Origin of the sequence: Actinoplanes italicus (genome assembly GCF_003001815.1) — a bacterium.
Classification (GTDB): Bacteria; Actinomycetota; Actinomycetes; order Mycobacteriales; family Micromonosporaceae; genus Actinoplanes; species Actinoplanes italicus.
Map to the genome: position 1 here is coordinate 123,229 of NZ_PVMZ01000018.1, position 18,187 is coordinate 141,415.

General features: G+C 69.5%; 13 protein-coding genes. 6 read left to right on the forward strand and 7 right to left on the reverse strand.

Features of this window, described 5'->3' with window-relative positions; all coding sequences use genetic code 11:
- Window positions 1–19: 19 nt before the first annotated feature.
- The 7 genes from CLV67_RS35375 to CLV67_RS35405 all read right to left on the reverse strand — a co-directional run bounded on the left by CLV67_RS35375 (window position 20) and on the right by CLV67_RS35405 (window position 9,434).
- Complete coding sequence (locus tag CLV67_RS35375) at window positions 20–991, reverse strand: pentapeptide repeat-containing protein (protein WP_146169412.1); 972 nt, start codon at window positions 989–991, stop codon at window positions 20–22.
- A gap of 9 nt (window positions 992–1,000) precedes the next feature.
- Window positions 1,001–1,813 (reverse strand): carbohydrate ABC transporter permease, encoded by an 813-nt coding sequence (locus CLV67_RS35380; protein WP_106326375.1) that lies wholly within the window; start codon window positions 1,811–1,813, stop codon window positions 1,001–1,003.
- Complete coding sequence (locus CLV67_RS35385) at window positions 1,810–2,658, reverse strand: carbohydrate ABC transporter permease (protein ID WP_170154116.1); 849 nt, start codon at window positions 2,656–2,658, stop codon at window positions 1,810–1,812. The genes CLV67_RS35380 and CLV67_RS35385 overlap by 4 nt, the downstream gene beginning before the upstream one ends.
- Window positions 2,655–3,956: an ABC transporter substrate-binding protein gene (locus tag CLV67_RS35390; protein ID WP_106326378.1), complete on the reverse strand. Its 1,302-nt coding sequence runs from the start codon at window positions 3,954–3,956 to the stop codon at window positions 2,655–2,657. Before CLV67_RS35390 ends, CLV67_RS35385 begins: the two co-directional genes overlap by 4 nt.
- 15 nt (window positions 3,957–3,971) lie before the next feature.
- The gene (locus CLV67_RS35395) at window positions 3,972–6,026 is read right to left on the reverse strand and encodes an alpha-galactosidase (RefSeq protein WP_239166376.1); all 2,055 of its coding nucleotides are present in this window, start codon (window positions 6,024–6,026) and stop codon (window positions 3,972–3,974) included.
- Window positions 6,027–6,141: 115 nt separating this feature from the next.
- The gene (locus tag CLV67_RS35400; protein ID WP_106326382.1) at window positions 6,142–8,286 is read right to left on the reverse strand and encodes a carbohydrate-binding protein; all 2,145 of its coding nucleotides are present in this window, start codon (window positions 8,284–8,286) and stop codon (window positions 6,142–6,144) included.
- A 119-nt stretch (window positions 8,287–8,405) separates the two neighbouring features.
- A complete protein-coding gene (locus tag CLV67_RS35405; RefSeq protein WP_239166375.1) occupies window positions 8,406–9,434 on the reverse strand; it encodes a LacI family DNA-binding transcriptional regulator in 1,029 nt (342 codons plus the stop codon).
- Window positions 9,435–9,564: 130 nt separating this feature from the next.
- Between CLV67_RS35405 and CLV67_RS35410 the strand changes: the two genes are divergently transcribed.
- From CLV67_RS35410 to CLV67_RS35435, 6 genes are all read left to right on the forward strand, one after another.
- Window positions 9,565–11,823 (forward strand): putative bifunctional diguanylate cyclase/phosphodiesterase, encoded by a 2,259-nt coding sequence (locus CLV67_RS35410; protein WP_239166374.1) that lies wholly within the window; start codon window positions 9,565–9,567, stop codon window positions 11,821–11,823.
- Between the two features lie 124 nt (window positions 11,824–11,947).
- A complete protein-coding gene (ctaD, locus tag CLV67_RS35415) occupies window positions 11,948–13,705 on the forward strand; it encodes an aa3-type cytochrome oxidase subunit I (protein ID WP_106326384.1) in 1,758 nt (585 codons plus the stop codon).
- A gap of 179 nt (window positions 13,706–13,884) precedes the next feature.
- Complete coding sequence (locus CLV67_RS35420) at window positions 13,885–15,021, forward strand: alpha/beta hydrolase family protein (protein ID WP_146169413.1); 1,137 nt, start codon at window positions 13,885–13,887, stop codon at window positions 15,019–15,021.
- A 174-nt stretch (window positions 15,022–15,195) separates the two neighbouring features.
- On the forward strand, window positions 15,196–16,467 hold the full coding sequence (locus CLV67_RS35425) for an ABC transporter substrate-binding protein (RefSeq protein WP_106326386.1): 1,272 nt from the start codon (window positions 15,196–15,198) through the stop codon (window positions 16,465–16,467).
- The gene (locus CLV67_RS35430; protein WP_106326388.1) at window positions 16,464–17,366 is read left to right on the forward strand and encodes a carbohydrate ABC transporter permease; all 903 of its coding nucleotides are present in this window, start codon (window positions 16,464–16,466) and stop codon (window positions 17,364–17,366) included. The genes CLV67_RS35425 and CLV67_RS35430 overlap by 4 nt, the downstream gene beginning before the upstream one ends.
- On the forward strand, window positions 17,363–18,184 hold the full coding sequence (locus CLV67_RS35435) for a carbohydrate ABC transporter permease (RefSeq protein WP_106326390.1): 822 nt from the start codon (window positions 17,363–17,365) through the stop codon (window positions 18,182–18,184). The genes CLV67_RS35430 and CLV67_RS35435 overlap by 4 nt, the downstream gene beginning before the upstream one ends.
- The last annotated feature ends 3 nt before the right edge of the window (window positions 18,185–18,187 follow it).

Genomic DNA, 18,187 nt, shown 5'->3' on the forward strand with positions numbered 1-18,187 from the left:
GTGGATGTCCTCGCGGCCCTCACCGCCCGGCACGACGACCGATCCGAAATCGCCGTCGCGCCGGGACCGGACGCGGCAGCGCAGCCAGCGGGCCCCAGACCACCTCGCCGCCGGTATGCGCCGCCCCGTCGAGGATCACCGAGTCCGGATCGGCCTCGAGCCCCTCGAACGTCACCATGCCGCCCGCGAACTCGACGGCCTCGAACACCACCTGGCTGCCCCGGAAGTCGGCACCCTGGAAGGACACGTCCCCGCTTTCGAACCGGGCCCTGTTGAACCACACCGGCGCCCCGCCGAGGCGCGCCTCGGCGAAGTCGAACCACCCGATGAAACGGACGCCGAAGAAGCTCATGTTGCCCTGAGCATCGAGTTGCACCTTGGAGAGGTCGGCGCCGTCGATCACCGCGCCCTCGAAGCTGAACCGGCAGTCCGACCACTTCACCCGGCCCCACTTCGGGTCCGGGCGCAGATGGTTCCGGATGATCCGGAACAGGGTCCACCGGACCTGGCGTTCGCTCTCGTCATCCGTCTCGTACGGCAGGCGGATGTACGCACACAACACGTCGACGCACATCTGCCGCCCCGACGCCCAGTCGTCGGCGAGTTCGGCCATCGCGTAGGCGCCCGCCACCCGGACCCGCGGGCTGTCGTGGCCGAGTTGCTCCGAGGATTTGACGAACCGTTCGGTGAACAGTTTCGTCTCCTCGCGACGCTCGGCCGCCTCCCCCTGCCGCTGCTTGCGGTAGGCGACGGTCAGCGCCACGATGCCGCCGATCCCGGCGACGACCGCGAGCGCCAGCTTGAGACTGTCGAGCCGCTCGGCGGCGGTCAACGGCCGGGGTCCGGTGGCCGGCGGGGTCGTCGTCGCCAGGTCGGGTTTCGCCAGCAACAGCCACAGCACGAAGCCGACGACCACGGTCAACGCCAGCGAGACCACGACCAGCAGCGCGACGTGCCGGAACATCGACCGGGGCCAGACGTCTCTCTTCACGACATCAGCCTATTTAACTGCGCCACTCGTGATGCCAGAGATGATCTTGCGCTGGGCGATCGCGAACGTGACGATCAACGGCAGGCTCATGAGGATCACGTACGCGAAGATCAGGTGCCAGTTGTTGAGGTAGAGACCCGCGCTCGCGACCTGGAACAGGTTCAGCGGCAGGGTGTCCAGACGGCCCCCGACCACGAAGAACGCATAGAAGACGTCGTTCCACACGTACAGGCAGATCAGGATCGTCGCGGTGGCCAGCACCGGGCGCAGCAACGGCAGCACGACACGCCGGAACACCGCGATCGGTCCGGCGCCGTCGATCCGCGCGGCCTCTTCCAAGGACTCCGGGATCGTACGGACGAAGCCCGTCACGAAGAAGATCACCGTCGACAGGTAGATCCCTGCGTAGACGCCGATCATGCCGGCCGCCGTGCCGGCCAGCCCGAGCTGCCGAAGCAGCAGCACGACCGTGACGACCGCGGGCGGCAGGATGATCCCGCTGATCCCGAGCGCGTAGAGCATCGCCGTGAACCGCGACGTGCGCCGGGCCAGCACCCACGCCGCCATCGAGCCGAGGATCAGCACGATCAGCACGGTCGGCGCCACGATCAGCAGGCTGCCGAACAGTGCCGCCGGGATGTCGGCGTCCACCCACACCTGCCGCAGGTTCTCCCACAGATGCCACGTCGACGGCGGCGTGAGATCGGGGTCGACGGCCTCGCCCTGTGACTTGCCGGCGGTCGCGACGACGAGCCAGAGCGGCACGCCGATCACCACGGCGACCAGGAGCAGCGCGGCCACGGGTTGCAGGCGGCGGCTCACAGGACCTCCTCACGCTTGCGGAGCACGTAGATCACCGGGAACGCCATCAGCGCGACCAGCAGGAACAGCACCAGGCTCATCGTGGTGGCCTGCGCGAACAGCCCCTGGCCGAAGGTCCGGTAGATGAAGATGTTGAGGATCTCGGTGGTACGCGCCGGACCGCCGCCGGTGGTGGCCTGCACGATGTCGAAGCCGTTCATCGACCCGAGCAGCGCGGTCGCCACGTTGAAGGTGACCGCGGGCGCGAGCAGCGGCACCCGGATCCGCCAGAACGCCGTCCGGCGCGACGCGCCGTCGATGCTCGCGGCCTCGATCACGTCGAGCGGGATCGTCTTGAGCCCGGCCAGGTAGATGAGCATGGACAGGCCCATCCACTTCCACGCGTGGATCAGTGCGACGACCACGACCGTCCAGGTGGTGTGCGCGAGCAGTTCGGTGCCTTTGAGCAGCGCCTGGAAGATGTAGCCGACGGCGAGCGCGGACATCAGCACCGGGATCAGGAAGAAGGTGCGCGCGATCCGGTTGACGGCGGTGTCGCGCTCCAGCAGCACGGCCAGCCCGAACCCGAACACGTTCTGGAAGAGCGCGACGAGCACCGCGTACACGATGGTGATGCGCAGCGACCGGAACAGCGTGCCGTCCGAGACCAGCTGCTCGAAGTTCTCGAAGCCGACCGGGTTGATCGCCGCCTTGAACCCCGACCAGTCGGTGAACGCGTACACGAAGTTGAAGACGGTCGGCAGGAAGAAGAAGACGAGCAGCAGCCCGTACGCCGGAAGAAGGAACCAGAGGGGGTGGGTGCGCCGGGTGATGGAACCCGGCGCACCGTTCTGCAGGATCGTCACTTCAAGTAACCGGCGGCCTTCGCAAGCTGGACGAACTGGTCCTGGGTCGCGACGGCGACCTGCTCGGGTGTCATGGTGCCGGCGATCATGTCCGCCAGATTGATGTAGAGGTCGGGGTTGGCCACGGCCAGGGCCTGCATGGAACCGACCGAGGTGGGCAGCGACGCGTGCACGTCGAGCAGCGCCTTCGGCACGCCGGCCGGGCTGGGCACCGCGGTCTGCAGCGACACCGTGTTGCGGTCGGTGACGAAGCTCTGGTAACCGGGGCCCATCCAGTAGGCGAGCAGCTGACGGGCCGCGGCCTCGCGCTTGGCGTCGCCGGTCTTGAACGCGACCAGGGCGTTCGACTGGTCCGGGATGAAGGTGCCGACGTTGCCGGACGGCGAGATCGGGAAGAAGCCCACCTTGGAGTCGAGCGTCGCGGTGTCCGCCTTGGCCTGCAGCTGTCCGAAGAACGAGTTCACCTGCACGACCATGGCCGCCTTGCCGTCGAGCAGAGCCGTACCCTGATCCTCGAATTTGGCCGTCTTGATGTCGGCGTTGAACAGGCCGTCCTTGATGAGCTGCTGGTACGTCTTGATCGTGTCCAGGATGGTCTTGTCGGTGAACTTCTCCTGACCGCTGTTGACCCGGTCCCACAGCCCGGCCTTGGCCGCGTCGGCGAGCTGCACCTGAACCCACCACTGGGTGGCCCAGCGGTCGGCGCCCATCTCGTAGAAGGGTGTGACGCCCTTGGCCTTCAGGTCGCGGGCCAGCTTGACCATCTCGTCGAAGTTCTTCGGCGTCGCGGTGATCCCGTTCGCCGCGAAGACCTCCCTGTTGTAGTAGACGCCCTCGACCGCCGGGCTGGTTACCAGCGCGGCGTACCGGGTCTGGTCGAGCAGCCCGGTGATGTCGCGCAGCGCCGGGTCCAGCGACGGCAGCCACGGCGCGCCGGTGAGCGGCTGCAGGTTGGTCCGGGCGTTGATCGCGGTCAGCATCGACGCGGTCGGCTGCCAGAACGCCAGGTCCGGCTTGTCACCGGTGGCGACCTTGGTCTGCACGCTCTGCTCGTACGGGTCCGGCACGGTGACCACCTCGACGGTCGCGCCGGTGGCCTTCTGGAACCCGTCGACGACGGCCTTCGGGACGGTGTTGCTGTTCTGCGCGGCCCAGATGGTCAGCTTGACGCCGTCGAGCTTGGTGTCGGGGGCGGGCCAGGTCACCTCGGCGGTGCTCGTCTCGGGGGCGGCGGACGGGTCGGAGCAGGCGGCCAGTCCCAGGGTGAGGGCGGCGCCGACGGCTATCCAGCGTTTCATCGAGATCCTTCGTATCTATGGGAGGGTGCGGATCCGCAGGACCCGCGCGGTGTGCGTTTCATCAGCTGCGGTGGTCACGGTGAGCGAGCCGCTCTCACTCCCCCAGCGGTACGCCCAGGCGGGCAGCCGCTCCGGGTAGAGCACATCGACATCGATCCGCCTCCCCCGCAGATGATCAAGCTGGATCTCCGCCGACGGAAGACCTCCGCGCCGCCAGATCCCCAGGTAGGTGGTATCGCCGGCCCGCAGGCCCAGGCTCAGCCAGGCGTCGTCCCAGCCGGGCAGCCCGAGCGGCCACACCGGCACGGCCCCGGCCAGGTCACCCCGGATCACCCGGAACGCCTCGACGCCGTCGCGGACGAGCCGGTGCTGTTCGGGGCTCATGGCATCGAGCCGCCCGGAGAGGTAGAGCCGCCCGAGCAGCCCCGTGCACATGGTGAAGGCGATCTCCTCGTCGCTCATCTCCGGCTGCGGATAGGCCCAGCTGGCGGCCTGTTCCGGCAGGATCGCCAGCGGCGCGGCGACGGCGATCGGCGGGTACTTGCGGAAGTCCTGCTGATCGCTCGTCGACTGGAGCTGCATCCGGCTGAGCAGCGCGTAGTCGGCCCGCATGCCGCCGGACGCGCAGTTCTCCAGGATCAGCCCCGGATGGCGGTCGAGGACCCCGTCCAGCCAGGCGAGATGCGCCCGGTTGTGGTCGAGCAGCCCGGCGCCGACCGCGGGCGCGGCGAGGTCCGTACCCGCGCCGGGGTCGATGTTGTAGTCGAGTTTGAAATAGCCGGCACCGAACTGTTCGACGAGCCGGTCCACCACCTCGTCCAGATGCGCGACCGCGGCCGGGTGCCGCAGGTCGAGGTGGTAGCGGCCGTGCTCGACCAGCCGGGTGCCGCCGCGCTGCAGGAACGCGTCGGCGGGCAGTTTGTCGGCCATCGGGCTGCGCACGCCGATGACCTCGGGCTCCAGCCACAGTCCGGGAACCATGCCGTGCCCTCGGATGTGGCCGATCACCTCGCCGAGACCGCCCGGGAACCGGCTGGTCGACGGCTGCCACTCCCCCACGCTGTCCCACCAGGTGGTGTCGTTGTCGTACCAGCCGGCGTCGATGCAGAACACCTCGGCCCCGGCCGTCGCCGCCGCGTCGATCAGCGGCCGCAGCTTCTCCGTGGTCGGGTCCCCCATCAGCGTGTTCATGTAGTCGTTGAAGATCACCGGCAGCCCCGAGTCCGGCCGTCTCTGGCTTCTGCGCTGGGCGGTGAGCGCCGCGACCGCGCCGTGCAGGCCGTCACCGACCGCGATCGAGGCGGGCACCGTGGTGAACGACTCGCCCGGCAGCAGCGGCTGCTGCCACTGATGATCGATGTCGGTCGGGCCGGTCAGTGCCAGGTAGGTGCCGTCGAGCCGTTCGCCGACCTCCCACCGCCACGGGCCGTTGTGTTCGACCTGCCAGCCCACGGCGGTCCCGGTGACCCGGTCGACGAGGACACCGGTGGGCTGCCGTGCCCCGGTCGACCAGGTTCCGGTGCTGGTCACCGCATACCGGCCGCGCCCGTCCTGACCGTGAACCGCCAGATTCAGGTCGGGCACGACCTCCCGTAGCGGCCGCCGGGTCCAGCGGCCCTCACCGAGCCATTCGCTGTCCCCGGCCACCAGGTCCAGGTCGGCGGCCGGCCCCAGCCCGACCGCCAGGCTGGTGACGCCGAGCAGCAGAACCGGCGCCGAACCCTCGTTGGTGATCGTGGTGGTGACCTGAAGATCACCGCTCAAGCAGACCTCGGCGGTCAGCCCGCTCTCGTCATCCCGCAGCCGAACCCGAAGCTCTCCGGACGCCCGGACCGCGCCAGGCCCGCCGGGCGTCCGGACCGCGCCAGGCTCGCCGGGCGTCCGGATCGCGCCAGTGAAGCGGAACCGCCGCCCGATCGAGGTCTCCGAGAAGCGGGCGGACACGTGCCCGCGCCCGCTGCCGGCGGTGAGCACCTCGACGAGTGGCTGAGCCGCTCCGGCCCCGATCCGAAGGGTGGCCGGTCCGTCCGCCGGAGTATCGACGACGTACCGTCCCCAGGCCACGCTCACATGTACTCCTTCGCGATCTTCTGTGGCTGTCGCCCACGGCTGTCCCAGCCCCGCTGAGACAGCCGTGGCGCACAGCCGGGAACTTCGGGCTGTCACCCGGCGCCGGCTGCGGGGTTCAGCCGAGGACGGCGGCTGTCTGGACGCGGTCGATGTTCGGGGCGTAGCCCGTGGAGGCGTTCCCGAACGTGATGGTGTTCGCGCCCGCTGCCAGATCCACATCGACCACCGTGGTCCGGTACGTGTTCCAGGCGAGCGTGTTCCGGAAGACGTGCCGCTTCGCGGTCCCGCCGTTGACGCTGATGTCGGCGTGCCGGTCGACGATGTTGTTGTTGTAGGCGTGGTCCCCGACCACCTCGGCGTTGGCGTAGGACACGACCAGCCGGTAGCGGCCCGCGCTGGGCACGGTCACACCGTTGAACCGCAGTGTGTTGGCGGAGCCCGCTCCGACCCAGCCGACATACCGGCCACCCGAGGCCGCCGCGTCGGTCGTCACCACGGCGGTCCCGCCGAGCGTGTTCGCCGAGCTCTCCGCCTCGTAGGCGCTGACCGTGCCACTGGTCGCCGCGAGGTCCAGGTAGTCGAGGTTGACGGCGTCCCGGTCGTCGGCGGCGTAGGCGTTGTACTCGATCCGGTTGATCCCGGCCGGCAGGTACACCTTGGTGGTGACGGTGTTCCAGGTGTTCCAGTTCGCGGTGCCGGGCAGGGCCACGTCGCTGACGTTCGAGCCGTTGACGCGCAGGCGGATCGACCGGTTCGCGGGCGCATTGGTGTAGGCCCCGGCGCTGTAGCGGAGGCTCAGGTTGTAGTAGCCGTCGTTCGGGGCGGTCACGACGAACCTGGTCGAGGCGGTGCTGCTGGCCCCGTACCCCTCGGTGAAGTAGGTCCCGGAATATCCGGTGTTGGTGCCGTAGGTGACCCGGGCGCCGCCGGACAGGCCGCCGTATTCCGCCTCGTAGCGATTGGCCGGCACGGCGGTCAGATCCCGGTCGGGCGTCAGGATGATCTGGTACGCCGACTGGCCCTTCAGCCCGGTCAGGGGAACGGTCAGCTGGCCCCCGCTGACGGTGAAGTCACCTTCGGTCACCTTGTAGGGTCCGCTCGACGGGTTGATGCCCGCGTTGTCGACACCCCAGACGGTCGCGTGCACCCTCGAGCCGAGATAGCTGGGCACGCCCCGGACCTGCACGTTCGTGTCGTACGTACCGGACGCCGGGTTGTTGCCGCCGAGGATGATCCGGGCCTGTTTCTTGTTCGCGTCGACCGCGCCGAGGCCCTGCAGCGCCCCGCCGGGCGACGGCGGCGTGACGGCGACGGTGTTGCCGGTCATCTCGCCGTACCAGTGGTACAGCCACCAGGCGCCGGTGGCCTGGTTGTTGCGGGTGACCAGGTCGTTGAGGCCGCCGGCCGTGGTCCAGTAGGCGAGGCAGCCGTCGACCTTGCTGTTCTCGAACTTGGCGACGTACTGCACCAGGTTGCCGGGCACGCCGAGGTCGCCGGAGATCCGGCCGTACTCGTTGATGCTGATCGGCCGCGGGCTGATGCCGAGGCTCGTCTCGATCGAGCGGTAGTCGGAGTAGTGCAGGTGCCAGCTGGAGTAGAAGTCGTCGCCGAGCTCGTGCCAGGCCATCACGTCGGGCAGCACGTTGTTGTCGCGGGCGTAGGTGAGGAACGTCCTCAGGTCGGCCGAGCGGTACGCGGCGAAACCCGGGCCGGCGATGCGCGCGGTGGGGTCGATCGAGCGGATCCGCCGGTAGACGGTCCGCCAGTCGGCGAGCAGGCCGTTGAGGTTGCCGCCGTACCAGATCTGGTCGGGCTCGTTGAAGGGCACGTAGACGTACGAGCTGCGGTACGGGTCGGCGACGACCTTGCGGGTCATCGTGTCGACCTTGGCGAGGTAGTCGTTGATGCCCAGGTTCTCGTAGGGCCACTGCTGGTAGACGTCCTGCATGTAGATCTGGATCTCGCGGCCGCCGGCCCGCTTGAACATCGGCGCGATCTTCAGGGCGTCACCGTTGGGATGCTGCAGCCCGTCGGGCGCCTTCTGGGCCGTGACCTGTGGTTTGAGGGCGGCGAGCATGGTCTCGTCGGGGATGCCCTCGTCGCCGAGGCCGTACAGGAAGCCGGTCGCGCCGTAGCGCAGGGCGCCGGTGCTCACGCCGAGGTCGAAGGTGATCTGGGAGGGCGCCGCGTGGGCGGGCGGTGCGGTCAGCAGGGAGGCGGCCGTGGTGACGGCGACCGCGATCCCGAGGGTGCGTCTCATAACGCTCCTCTGTCCGGGGGAAGGGGTTCACTGCTATCCATGTGACCGGTCACATGGATGAGGACGAGAACAGTGTGACCGGTCACACCTTGCGACCGGAAGCCCGCGTTACGGTTTTGTTACCTCGGTGACGCGGTCGACTCGCGAACCACCAGGTGCGGCACCTGCGGGCCGGTGATCGGCTCACCCACCAGCTCCGCCACGCACGCCCGGCCCAGGCCCTGGAAGTCCATCCGCACGGTGGTCAGCGCCGGCGTCCAGAAGGCGGCGCCCGGCACGTCGTCGAACCCGACGATGCTCACCTCGCCCGGCACGTCGCGGCCCGCCTCGTACAGCGCCCGGCGTACCGCCAGCGCCGTGTCGTCGTTGCCGCAGAGGATCGCGGTGACCGCCGGATCCGCCGCCAGCCCCCGGCCCGCCGCATAGGCCTCCCGCACGTCCCAGCCGGCCGCCACGATCTCCGGCACCGGACGGCCCGCCTCGGTCAGGGCCTCCCGCCAGCCGCTCTGCCGGGCACTCGCCCGCGCCTCCGACGGGATCGCCACGTGGTGCACGGTGTGATGCCCCAGCCCGAGCAGGTGCCGGGTCGCCTCGGCCGCGGCGTGCCGCTCGTCCAGCCAGATCATCGGCCGGGTCGCGCCCGGCAGGCCGCCCGCCTCGGTCGCCGCCACCATCGGCACCTCGTCCGGCAGGGCCCGCGCCACCGCGGCGCCGGCCGGGTCGAAGGCGACCACCACGACACTGCCGGCACTGGGGTCGCTCACGTAGTCGACGGCCTGCCGCACGTCGGCGGCCGCCTCGGACTCGACGACCCGGACACCGACCGCCAGGCCCAGGGAGCGGCCGGCCTCCTCGACGCCCTGCAGGACGCCCGCGTAGCCGTACAGCGTGGTGTTGGCAGTGACCACGGTGACCGCGTTCGCCCGGCCGGAACCCAGGGTCTGCGCCGCCCGGTTGGGCCGGTACTGCAGCCGCTCCATGGCGTCGAGCACGAGCTGCCGGGTCTCCGGCCGGACCCGCGGCGAGTTGTTCAGCACCCGTGAGACGGTCTGGTAGGAGACTCCGGCCGCGGCCGCCACGTCCCGGATCTGGGGCCCGGTCTCGCGGCGTGCGCGGGGCCGTCGCTCCGGCCGCTCGTTGTTGTCCACGCCGTTAGCTATAGCGGAAGGCGACGGCGGCGCACGCCCCGCCCCCGCGGCGTACTAGATTCCTCAGGTCAAATTCCGGGTTGCCGATTGACGGCTTGCGGCGGACATCGATCAGATCAGGGAGGCGGACGTGGCCCGGACAGCGCCCCTGCCTCACTGGCGTGCGTGGTTCGCACCCTTCGCCATCCTGACGGCACTCGCCGACGTGGTCCTGATCGCGCTTGGCACCCAGATCGGCTTCCACCGGCTGCTGGTGTGGATTCCGGCGGTCTGCGGCGTCGCGACCGCGGTCGTGGCCTTCGCGGCCACCTCCGGCTCGACGAGCGGGCCGCTACGGCAGTTCTGGCGGCGGCTCGCCGTGGCGATGGGCGCAGTCCTGGCCGGAACGGTGAGCCAGACCGTCGAGGTCGCCGTCGTCCCGTTCGACGGAATGCCCCCGCTCGGCGAGCGGACCCTGATCCTGTACGTCCTCGGCACCGGCCTGGCCATCACGGCACTGCTGCGCCTGCCGAGCGGTGGCCGCAGCTGGCGGCAGCTCACCACGGCCCTGCTGGACCTGGCCGTGGTGGCGGTGACCGCCGGTGTCGCGGCCTCGGAGTACATGGGCTGGGCCGTCGACCGGTTCGGCGGCCGCGCCTCGGCGTGGTACCTGAACCTGGCCATGGTCGGGATCGGCGTGGCCGGCGTGGTCGTCGTCGTGAAGATCATGACGGCCCGGCGCAGCCCGGCACCGCGCGCCGCCCTGTGGTGGCTGTCGCCGATCGGGATCGCCGGACCGCTGTCGGTGATCCTGATGTTCGTGCTGCTGCCCTGGCCGCACCTCAACGGCAGCGCCGTGGTCCTGCCGTTCGTCGGTATGTTCGGCGCCCTGGCGGCGCACGCGCAGCAGCGGGTCCTGGCCGGGCACGGCGAGCGGCCGGCCCGGGTGGCGCACCCGGCGGTCTACCGGCGCGGCGCGGTGATCCCGCTGGTCGCGAGCGGGCTGACCAGCCTGCTCGTGGGGACGGTGTACCTGCGGACCGGGCATCTCAGCACGGTTCAGGTGGCCGGGACGACGCTGCTCCTGCTGCTCGTGGTGTCGCGGCAGGCGATCGCGCTGGCCGAGAACGCCACCCTGCTGGACCGGGTCGCGCACCAGGCCATGCACGACGAGCTGACCGGCCTCTACACCCGGCGGCCGTTCACCACCGCGGTGGCAGCCGCCGAGGGCCCGCACACCGTGGTGCTGATCGACCTCAAGGACTTCCGGTCGATCAACGACAGCCTGGGGCCGGTCGCCGGGGACGCGCTGCTGATCGGGTACGCCGGCAGGCTCACCCGGATCGCCGGCGAGCGGGCGGTGGTCGCCCGGCTGGGCGGCGACGAGTTCGGCCTGCTGCTGCCGGGCACGCCGTCCGCCACGGCGGCGATCGTGGACCGCCTGGTCGCCGGGGGCGAGGAGCCGCTGAACGCCGCCGGGCACGAGGTGGTGGTCGAGGTGTCGATCGGGATCGCCGACGACACCGACCTGTACCGCCGCGCCGAGATCGCGCTGCGGGAGGCCGCCGGTCACAGCGGCGGCCGGATGGTCCGGTACGACGCGTCGCTGGAGCGCAACCTCACCCAGCGCGCGACGATCGCCGCCGACCTGCGCCGGGGGCTGACCGCCGGCGAGTTCCACATGCTGTACCAGCCGGTCGTGGCGTTGCCGCACGGCCTGGTCACCGGCGTCGAGTCGCTGGTCCGGTGGACCCGCGCGGACGGCCGTACCATCTCGCCGGCCGACTTCGTGCCGGTGGCCGAGGAGACCGGGCTGATCGTCGAGCTAGGCGAATGGATCATCGACACGGTGTGCGCGCAGGCGGCGGCCTGGCGCCGGATGCACGGCCCGGACGCCCTCGACTCGGTGGCGGTCAACGTGTCGGCCCGGCAGCTGCTCGACCCCGGCCTGCCCGACGTGGTGGCCGCCGCGCTGAAGCGGCACGGCCTGCCGCCGGAGCAGCTCACCGTGGAGATCACCGAGACCGCGGTGTTCGGCGGCGGCCGGGCGCTGGCGTCCGTGCACGCGCTGAGCGATCTGGGCGTGCACATCGCCCTGGACGACTTCGGCACCGGGCACTCGTCGCTCGGCCTGCTGCGTACCTGCCCGGTCGACGTGATCAAGGTCGACAAGTCATTCGTCGACGGGCTGAACGGGACGCCGCAGCAGGAGGCGATCGCGGGCGCGATCGCCGACATCGCCGAGAAGATGGGTCTCGGCACGGTGGCTGAGGGCGTGGAGACGCCGGAGCAGGCCCGGCGGCTGTTCGAGCTGGGTTACCGGCGGGCGCAGGGCTTCCTGTTCGCCCGGCCGCTGTCCCCGTCGGCCATCGACGAGATGCTCGGTGGCACCTCCGAGATGGCGGCCTGACCTCCCTATACCCGATTCGGCGGGCCGGATGCGGCTATTACGCCGATCTGGAGCGGATTGCTGCGGTAGAAGCCTATAACGGGTATAGGCCACCGTTGTCGCATCCGCTGGTGAGGAGCTCGCTTTGACTACCGTCGCGCCCAGGCCGGTGCCCGTACGGCCACATCCGGTTCGCCGGCAGGTGAAGGGAACGGCGCTCGGCCGGCTCCTGCGCACCACGGACGCGAAGCAGATCGGGATCATGTACATGGTCACGTCGGTCGTGTTCTACATGGTCGGCGGCATCATGGCGCTGCTGATGCGTGCCGAGCTGGCCAAGCCGGGGATGCAGATCCTCTCGCCGGAGCAGTTCAACCAGCTGTTCACCATGCACGGCACGGCCATGCTGCTGTTCTTCGCCACCCCGATCGTGTTCGCGTTCGCCAACTACGTGGTGCCGATCCAGATCGGAGCGCCGGACGTGGCGTTCCCACGGCTCAACGCGTTCGCGTACTGGCTCTATCTGTTCGGGACCCTGATCGCGATGAGCGGGTTCCTCACGCCCGGTGGCGCCGCCGACTTCGGCTGGTTCGCCTACACGCCGCTCAGCGACAGCCTGCACTCGCCCGGCATCGGCGGGAACTGCTGGGTCGTCGGCCTGGCGCTCAGCGGTCTCGGATCGATTCTCGGCGCGGTCAACCTGATCACCACGATCCTGACCCTGCGGGCCCCGGGCATGACGATGTTCCGGATGCCGGTCCTGACCTGGAACATGCTGGTCACGAGCCTGCTGGTGATCCTGGTCTTCCCGTTCTTCGCGGCGGCGCTGTTCGCGCTGGCGGCCGACCGGGTGCTCGGCGCGCAGGTGTTCAACGTGGAGACCGGCGGGCCGATGCTGTGGCAGCACCTGTTCTGGTTCTTCGGCCATCCCGAGGTCTACATCATCGCGCTGCCGTTCTTCGGCATCATCACCGAGGTCATCCCGGTCTTCAGCCGCAAGCCGGTCTTCGGCTACAAGGGTCTGGTGGCCGCGACCCTGCTGATCGGCGCGCTGTCGATGAGCGTGTGGGCGCACCACATGTTCGCCACCGGCCAGGTGCTGCTGCCGTTCTTCAGCTTCCTGAGCTTCCTGATCGCGGTCCCGACCGGCATGAAGTTCTTCGTCTGGATCGGCACCATGTGGCGCGGCCAGATCAGCTTCGAGTCGCCGATGCTCTTCGCCGTCGGCTTCATGGTGACGTTCCTGTTCGGTGGTCTCTCCGGTGTCCTGCTCGCCGCGCCGCCGATCGACTTCCACGTCTCCGACTCGTACTTCGTGATCGCGCACTTCCACTACGTGCTGTTCGGCACGATCGTGTTCGCGGTCTTCTCCGGCATCTACTTCTGGTTCCCCAAGATGTTCGGCCGGATGCTCGACGAACGACTCGGGAAGATCCACTTCTGGCTCACGATGATCGGCTTCCACGGCACGTTCCTGGTGCAGCACTGGCTCGGCAACAAGGGCATGCCCCGGCGGTACGTCGACTACATGGAGATGGACGGCTTCACGTTCCTCAACACGTTCTCCACGATCGGCTCGTTCATCCTGGGCATCGCGACCCTGCCGTTCGTCTACAACGTGTGGAAGTCCTACAAGGTCGGCCGCATCGTCACGGTGAGCGACCCGTGGGGTCACGGCAACTCGCTGGAGTGGGCCACCACGAGCCCGCCCCCGCTGCGCAACTTCGACCACATGCCGCGGATCCGCTCCGAGCGGCCCGCCTTCGACCAGAAGTTCCCGCACCTGGCGGCTGGTGAGCAGTCGCTGGCCGGGCCGCCGGAGGGCGGTGCCCGCCCGCTGACCTCCGAGTCCGACGGCGGAGCCACCTACTCCGAGGACATCGCCAGCGACCGCGACCGCTGATCCGCGTCTCACCGACGGCCGGGCTCACCAGCCCGGCCGTCGTCGTGTGAGAGGCGGGCTCCCACCGTCGTCGTATGCCGGCGGTCCGACGGGCATGCCACACGTCCCTCCACGGGCCGACGATTCGGCCCCCGCGCCGTTCCTAGCATCGGTCAACTCCGATCGAAGGGAACGTGCGCATGGGCGCTTTTCTCACCGCTGTCGTGGTCGCGGCCGGGCTTCTGGGAACGGGCGCGGTCCCGGCTGCGACCGCCGAGCCGCTCGCTCTCACCGCGCCGACCGGCCGGCACCCGGTCGGCGCGACCGAACTCCATCTCAAGGACACCTCCCGATCCGACCCGTGGGTTCCCGAGCAGGCGTTCCGGGAGCTCATGGTGACGGTGTGGTATCCCGCGAAGACGTCACAGGGCACCCGGGTCCAGTACCTGTCGCCCGAGGAGTCCCGCCTGATCACCGAGGGCAAGCGCCTCGACCCGGCGGTGCCGCGGGAGATCTTCAGTACGGTCGCCACCCACGCCGTGGCCGGCGCGGCACCGGCCGGGCGGGCGCACAGCCTGCCGCTGATCGTCCTGTCGCCGGGATGGACGCAGCCGATGGCCACGCTGTCCGGACTGGCCGAGGACCTGGCCAGCCACGGGTACGTGGTGGCCGGCATCCAGCACACCTACGAGACGTACGCGGTGACCTTCCCGGACGGGCGGATCACCGGGTGCGTGGCGTGCGAGCTCGACGACGACCGCACGTTCTTCGGCAAGCTCTACCGCGGCCGGGCGGCCGACGTGTCGTTCGTGATCGACGAGCTGACCGGCCGTGATCCGGCGTGGCGGGGCGGCCGGCTGATCGACCCGTCGCGGATCGGCGCGGCGGGGCATTCGGCCGGTGGCGCGAGCGCGCTCGCCGCGATGGCCGGTGACCGGCGGATCGACGCCGCGATCGACATCGACGGCACGACGGACACCGGGGGCGACCCGGTCGTCCCGGCGACCGGCGTACGGCGGCCCTTCGTGGTGCTCAGCTCGGCCGACCACGGACCGGACAGCGAGGATCAGTGGCTGGCCGCCGACTACGGGCGGGCGGGCGGGTGGAAGCGCTGGCTCACGGTGGCCGGCACGGATCACGCGTCCTTCACCGACCTCGGGGTCTTCGCCGATCAGCTCGGCATCGACATCGGGCAGACGATCACCGGCGAGCGGGCCACCGAGATCACCCGCCGGTACGTCCGGGCGACGTTCGACCAGCACCTGCGGCACCGGCACCAGCCGCTGCTGAGCGGCGCCTCGACCCGCTACCCGGAGGTCGCGATCGCGGCACGATGACACCAGGGCCGCCCGGAACCCGGAGAAGGGGGCCGGGCGGCACTCTTCTATAAAGATAACTGTCTATGGATTCAAGGCGTTGACGTGCCGATAACCCCCGTGCAAAGCTGCCGTCACTCAATCGAAGCGATTCGATACGCGGCCATTTTCTGAAACGTTACACGGGAGGCCTCGATGACGGTCAGCAGACGCACCCTCCTACGAACCGGTCTCGCTCTGGCCGGCGCCGGCCTCACCACCGCGGCGTGCGGCGGTGACGGTGGAGGCGACAAGACCACGCTGCGGTTCGCGTGGTGGGGCAGCGAGGAACGGGCCAAGCTCACCCAGCAGGTCGTCGACCTGTTCGTCGGCAAGAACCCCGGCGTCGAGGTCAAGACCACCTACGCCGCCTACGACCCGTACTTCCAGAAGCTCGCCACCGAGATGAGCGGCGGCAACGCACCCGACGTGCTGCAGATGGGCGACCGCTACCTGCGCGAGTACGCCGAACGCAACACCCTGCTCGACCTCACCGCGCATCTCGGCACCGAGGTGCAGACCGCCGACCTGGAGCCCAAGCTGTTCCCGGCCGGTGACGTCGGCGGCAAGACGTACGGCCTGCCGATGGGCCAGACCACCCACGTGCTGCAGTACGACGCCAAACGCTGGGAGGAGGCCGGGGCGAAGCTGCCGGCCGACGGCTGGACCTGGGACGATCTGCTGGAGGCCGCCACGGCGGTGAGCACGAAGTTCGGCCCGAAGGTGAGCGGCCTGAGCGACCCGTTCGGCATCGAGGACTGGTTCGGCGACTGGCTGCGCCAGCAGGGCAGGGACCTCTACACCGCGGACGGCAAGCTCGGCTACACCGAGGCCGAGGTGATCGCGTGGTGGAGGCTGGGCGTGCGCTTCCGCGAGGCGAAGGCGATCACCCCGGCGGAGGTCACGGCGAACACCACGCTCACCCCGTTCCCCCGCAAGGAGTCGACCGCCGAGTTCTGCCCGGACAGCACGGTCGGCATGACCTCCTGGGACAACTACGGCGGCGAGTTCGCGCTCACCCAGTTCCCCACGGCGGGCACCGGCATCGGCCAGTTCACCCAGCCGCCGATGATGCTCAGCGTCGCCCAGCGCACCAGGAACCGCGACGTCGCCCTCAAGTTCGTCGACTTCTTCCTCAACGACCCCGAGGCCGGCGCCATCCTCGGCATGGCCCGCGGCCTGCCGCCGAACCTCAAGGTCCGGGAGACCCTCGCCACGAAACTGACCGACGAGTGGAAGATGGTCGCCGACTACGAGGCCAAGGTGTCGCCGCAACTGCTGCCCGCCCCGGCGCCGCCGCCGAAGGGCGCCGGCGTGGTGAAGACCCAGTTCCAGCGCATCTACGACGACGTCATGCACGGCAAGGCCACCCCGGAGGCGGCGGCGCCGCGCCTGATGAGCGAGATCCAGCAGGCGCTCGGGGCATGACCACCGTGCTGGACCGGCCGCGTCGGTCGGCAGAACCAACACCGGGATCGAAGGCCCGGCGGCGGTACGGCGAACGCGCGTCGATCGCCTACCTGTTCCTCTCACCGTGGGCGGCCGGGATGGTGCTGCTCACCCTGGGCCCGATGGTGTGGCTGCTGTACCTGTCGTTCACCGACTACGACCTGTTCACCGAGCCCGAGTGGGTCGGGTTCGACAACTACGTACGGATGCTGACGGTCGACCCGCACTTCTGGAACGCGGTCGGGGCCACGTCCAAGTTCGTGCTGATCTCGGTGCCCGTACAACTGGTGGCGGCTCTCGGTGTCGCCCTGCTCATCAATCGCCGCAGCCGGGCGCAGGGCTTCTACCGGTCGGCGTTCTACGCGCCGTCGCTGCTCGGCGCGAGCGTCAGTGTGGCGCTCGTCTGGCGGGTGATCTTCCACGACTGGATCGGACAGCCGGACCGGGCTCTGCTCGCGCTGGTCCTGCTCGCGGTGTGGCAGTTCGGCGCCCCGATGGTGATCTTCCTGGCCGGCCTGCAGCAGATCCCGCAGGAGTACTACGACGCGGCCGCGGTCGACGGGGCCGGGCCGTGGCGGTCCTTCCTGCGGATCACCATCCCGATGCTGTCGCCGGTCATCTTCTTCAACCTGGTGCTCGACACGATCCGGGCGTTCCAGGTCTTCACCGGCGCCTATGTGGTCAGCAACGGCACCGGCGGGCCCAGCGACTCCACGCTCTTCTACACCCTCTACCTGTACGAGAAGGGATTCGTCGAGTTCAAGATGGGTTACGCGTCGGCGATGTCCTGGTTCCTCCTGGTGGTGATCGCGCTCATCACGGCGCTGCTCTTCCGTACCGCCAGAGGTTGGGTCTTCTACAGCGGTGACGACTCGTGAGCCGGCTCCGGCACGCGGCCGTCCTCGTTCTGCTCGCGCCCCTGCTCTATCCGATCGCCTGGCTGTTCCTGGCGTCGTTCAAACCGCCGGCCGAGATCGTGCAGAGCCTCGCGCTGCTGCCGCGTGAGTACATCCTGGACAACTACCGGGCGCTGGCCGGGGAGATCGCCGGGGTGCACGCCTGGCAGTTCTTCCTCAACTCGACGCTGGTGGCGGGCGCGTGCGCGATCGCCAACATCGCGAGCTGCTCGCTGGCCGCGTACGCGTTCGCCCGGCTGAGGTTCCGGCTGCGCACGCCGTTCTTCGCGTTCACGCTCGCGACGATCATGCTGCCGGTGCACATCGTCACCATCCCGCAGTACTCGCTGTTCCAGCGGTTCGAGATGGTCGACTCGTTCTGGCCGCTGATCCTGCCGAAACTGCTGGCCACGGACGCGTTCTTCATCTTCCTGATGGTCCAGTTCATGCGGACCATCCCGCGCGAACTCGACGAGGCGGCCCGGCTCGACGGGTGCGGGTCGATCCGCATCTTCGGCAAGGTGGTGCTTCCGCTGGTCCGCCCGGCGCTCGTCACCACCGGCATCTTCACGTTCATCTGGACCTGGAACGACTTCTTCAGCCAGCTGATCTACCTGTCGTCGCCGGAGAAGCTGACGCTGCCGCTGGCGCTGCGGCTGTTCATCGACACCACCGACTACAACGCGTTCGGGCCGATGCTGGCCCTGTCCGCGCTCGCGATCGTGCCCATCCTGCTGTTCTTCGCCGCGTTCCAGCGGCTGCTGGTCGAGGGCTTCGCCACCTCCGGACTCAAAGGCTGATCC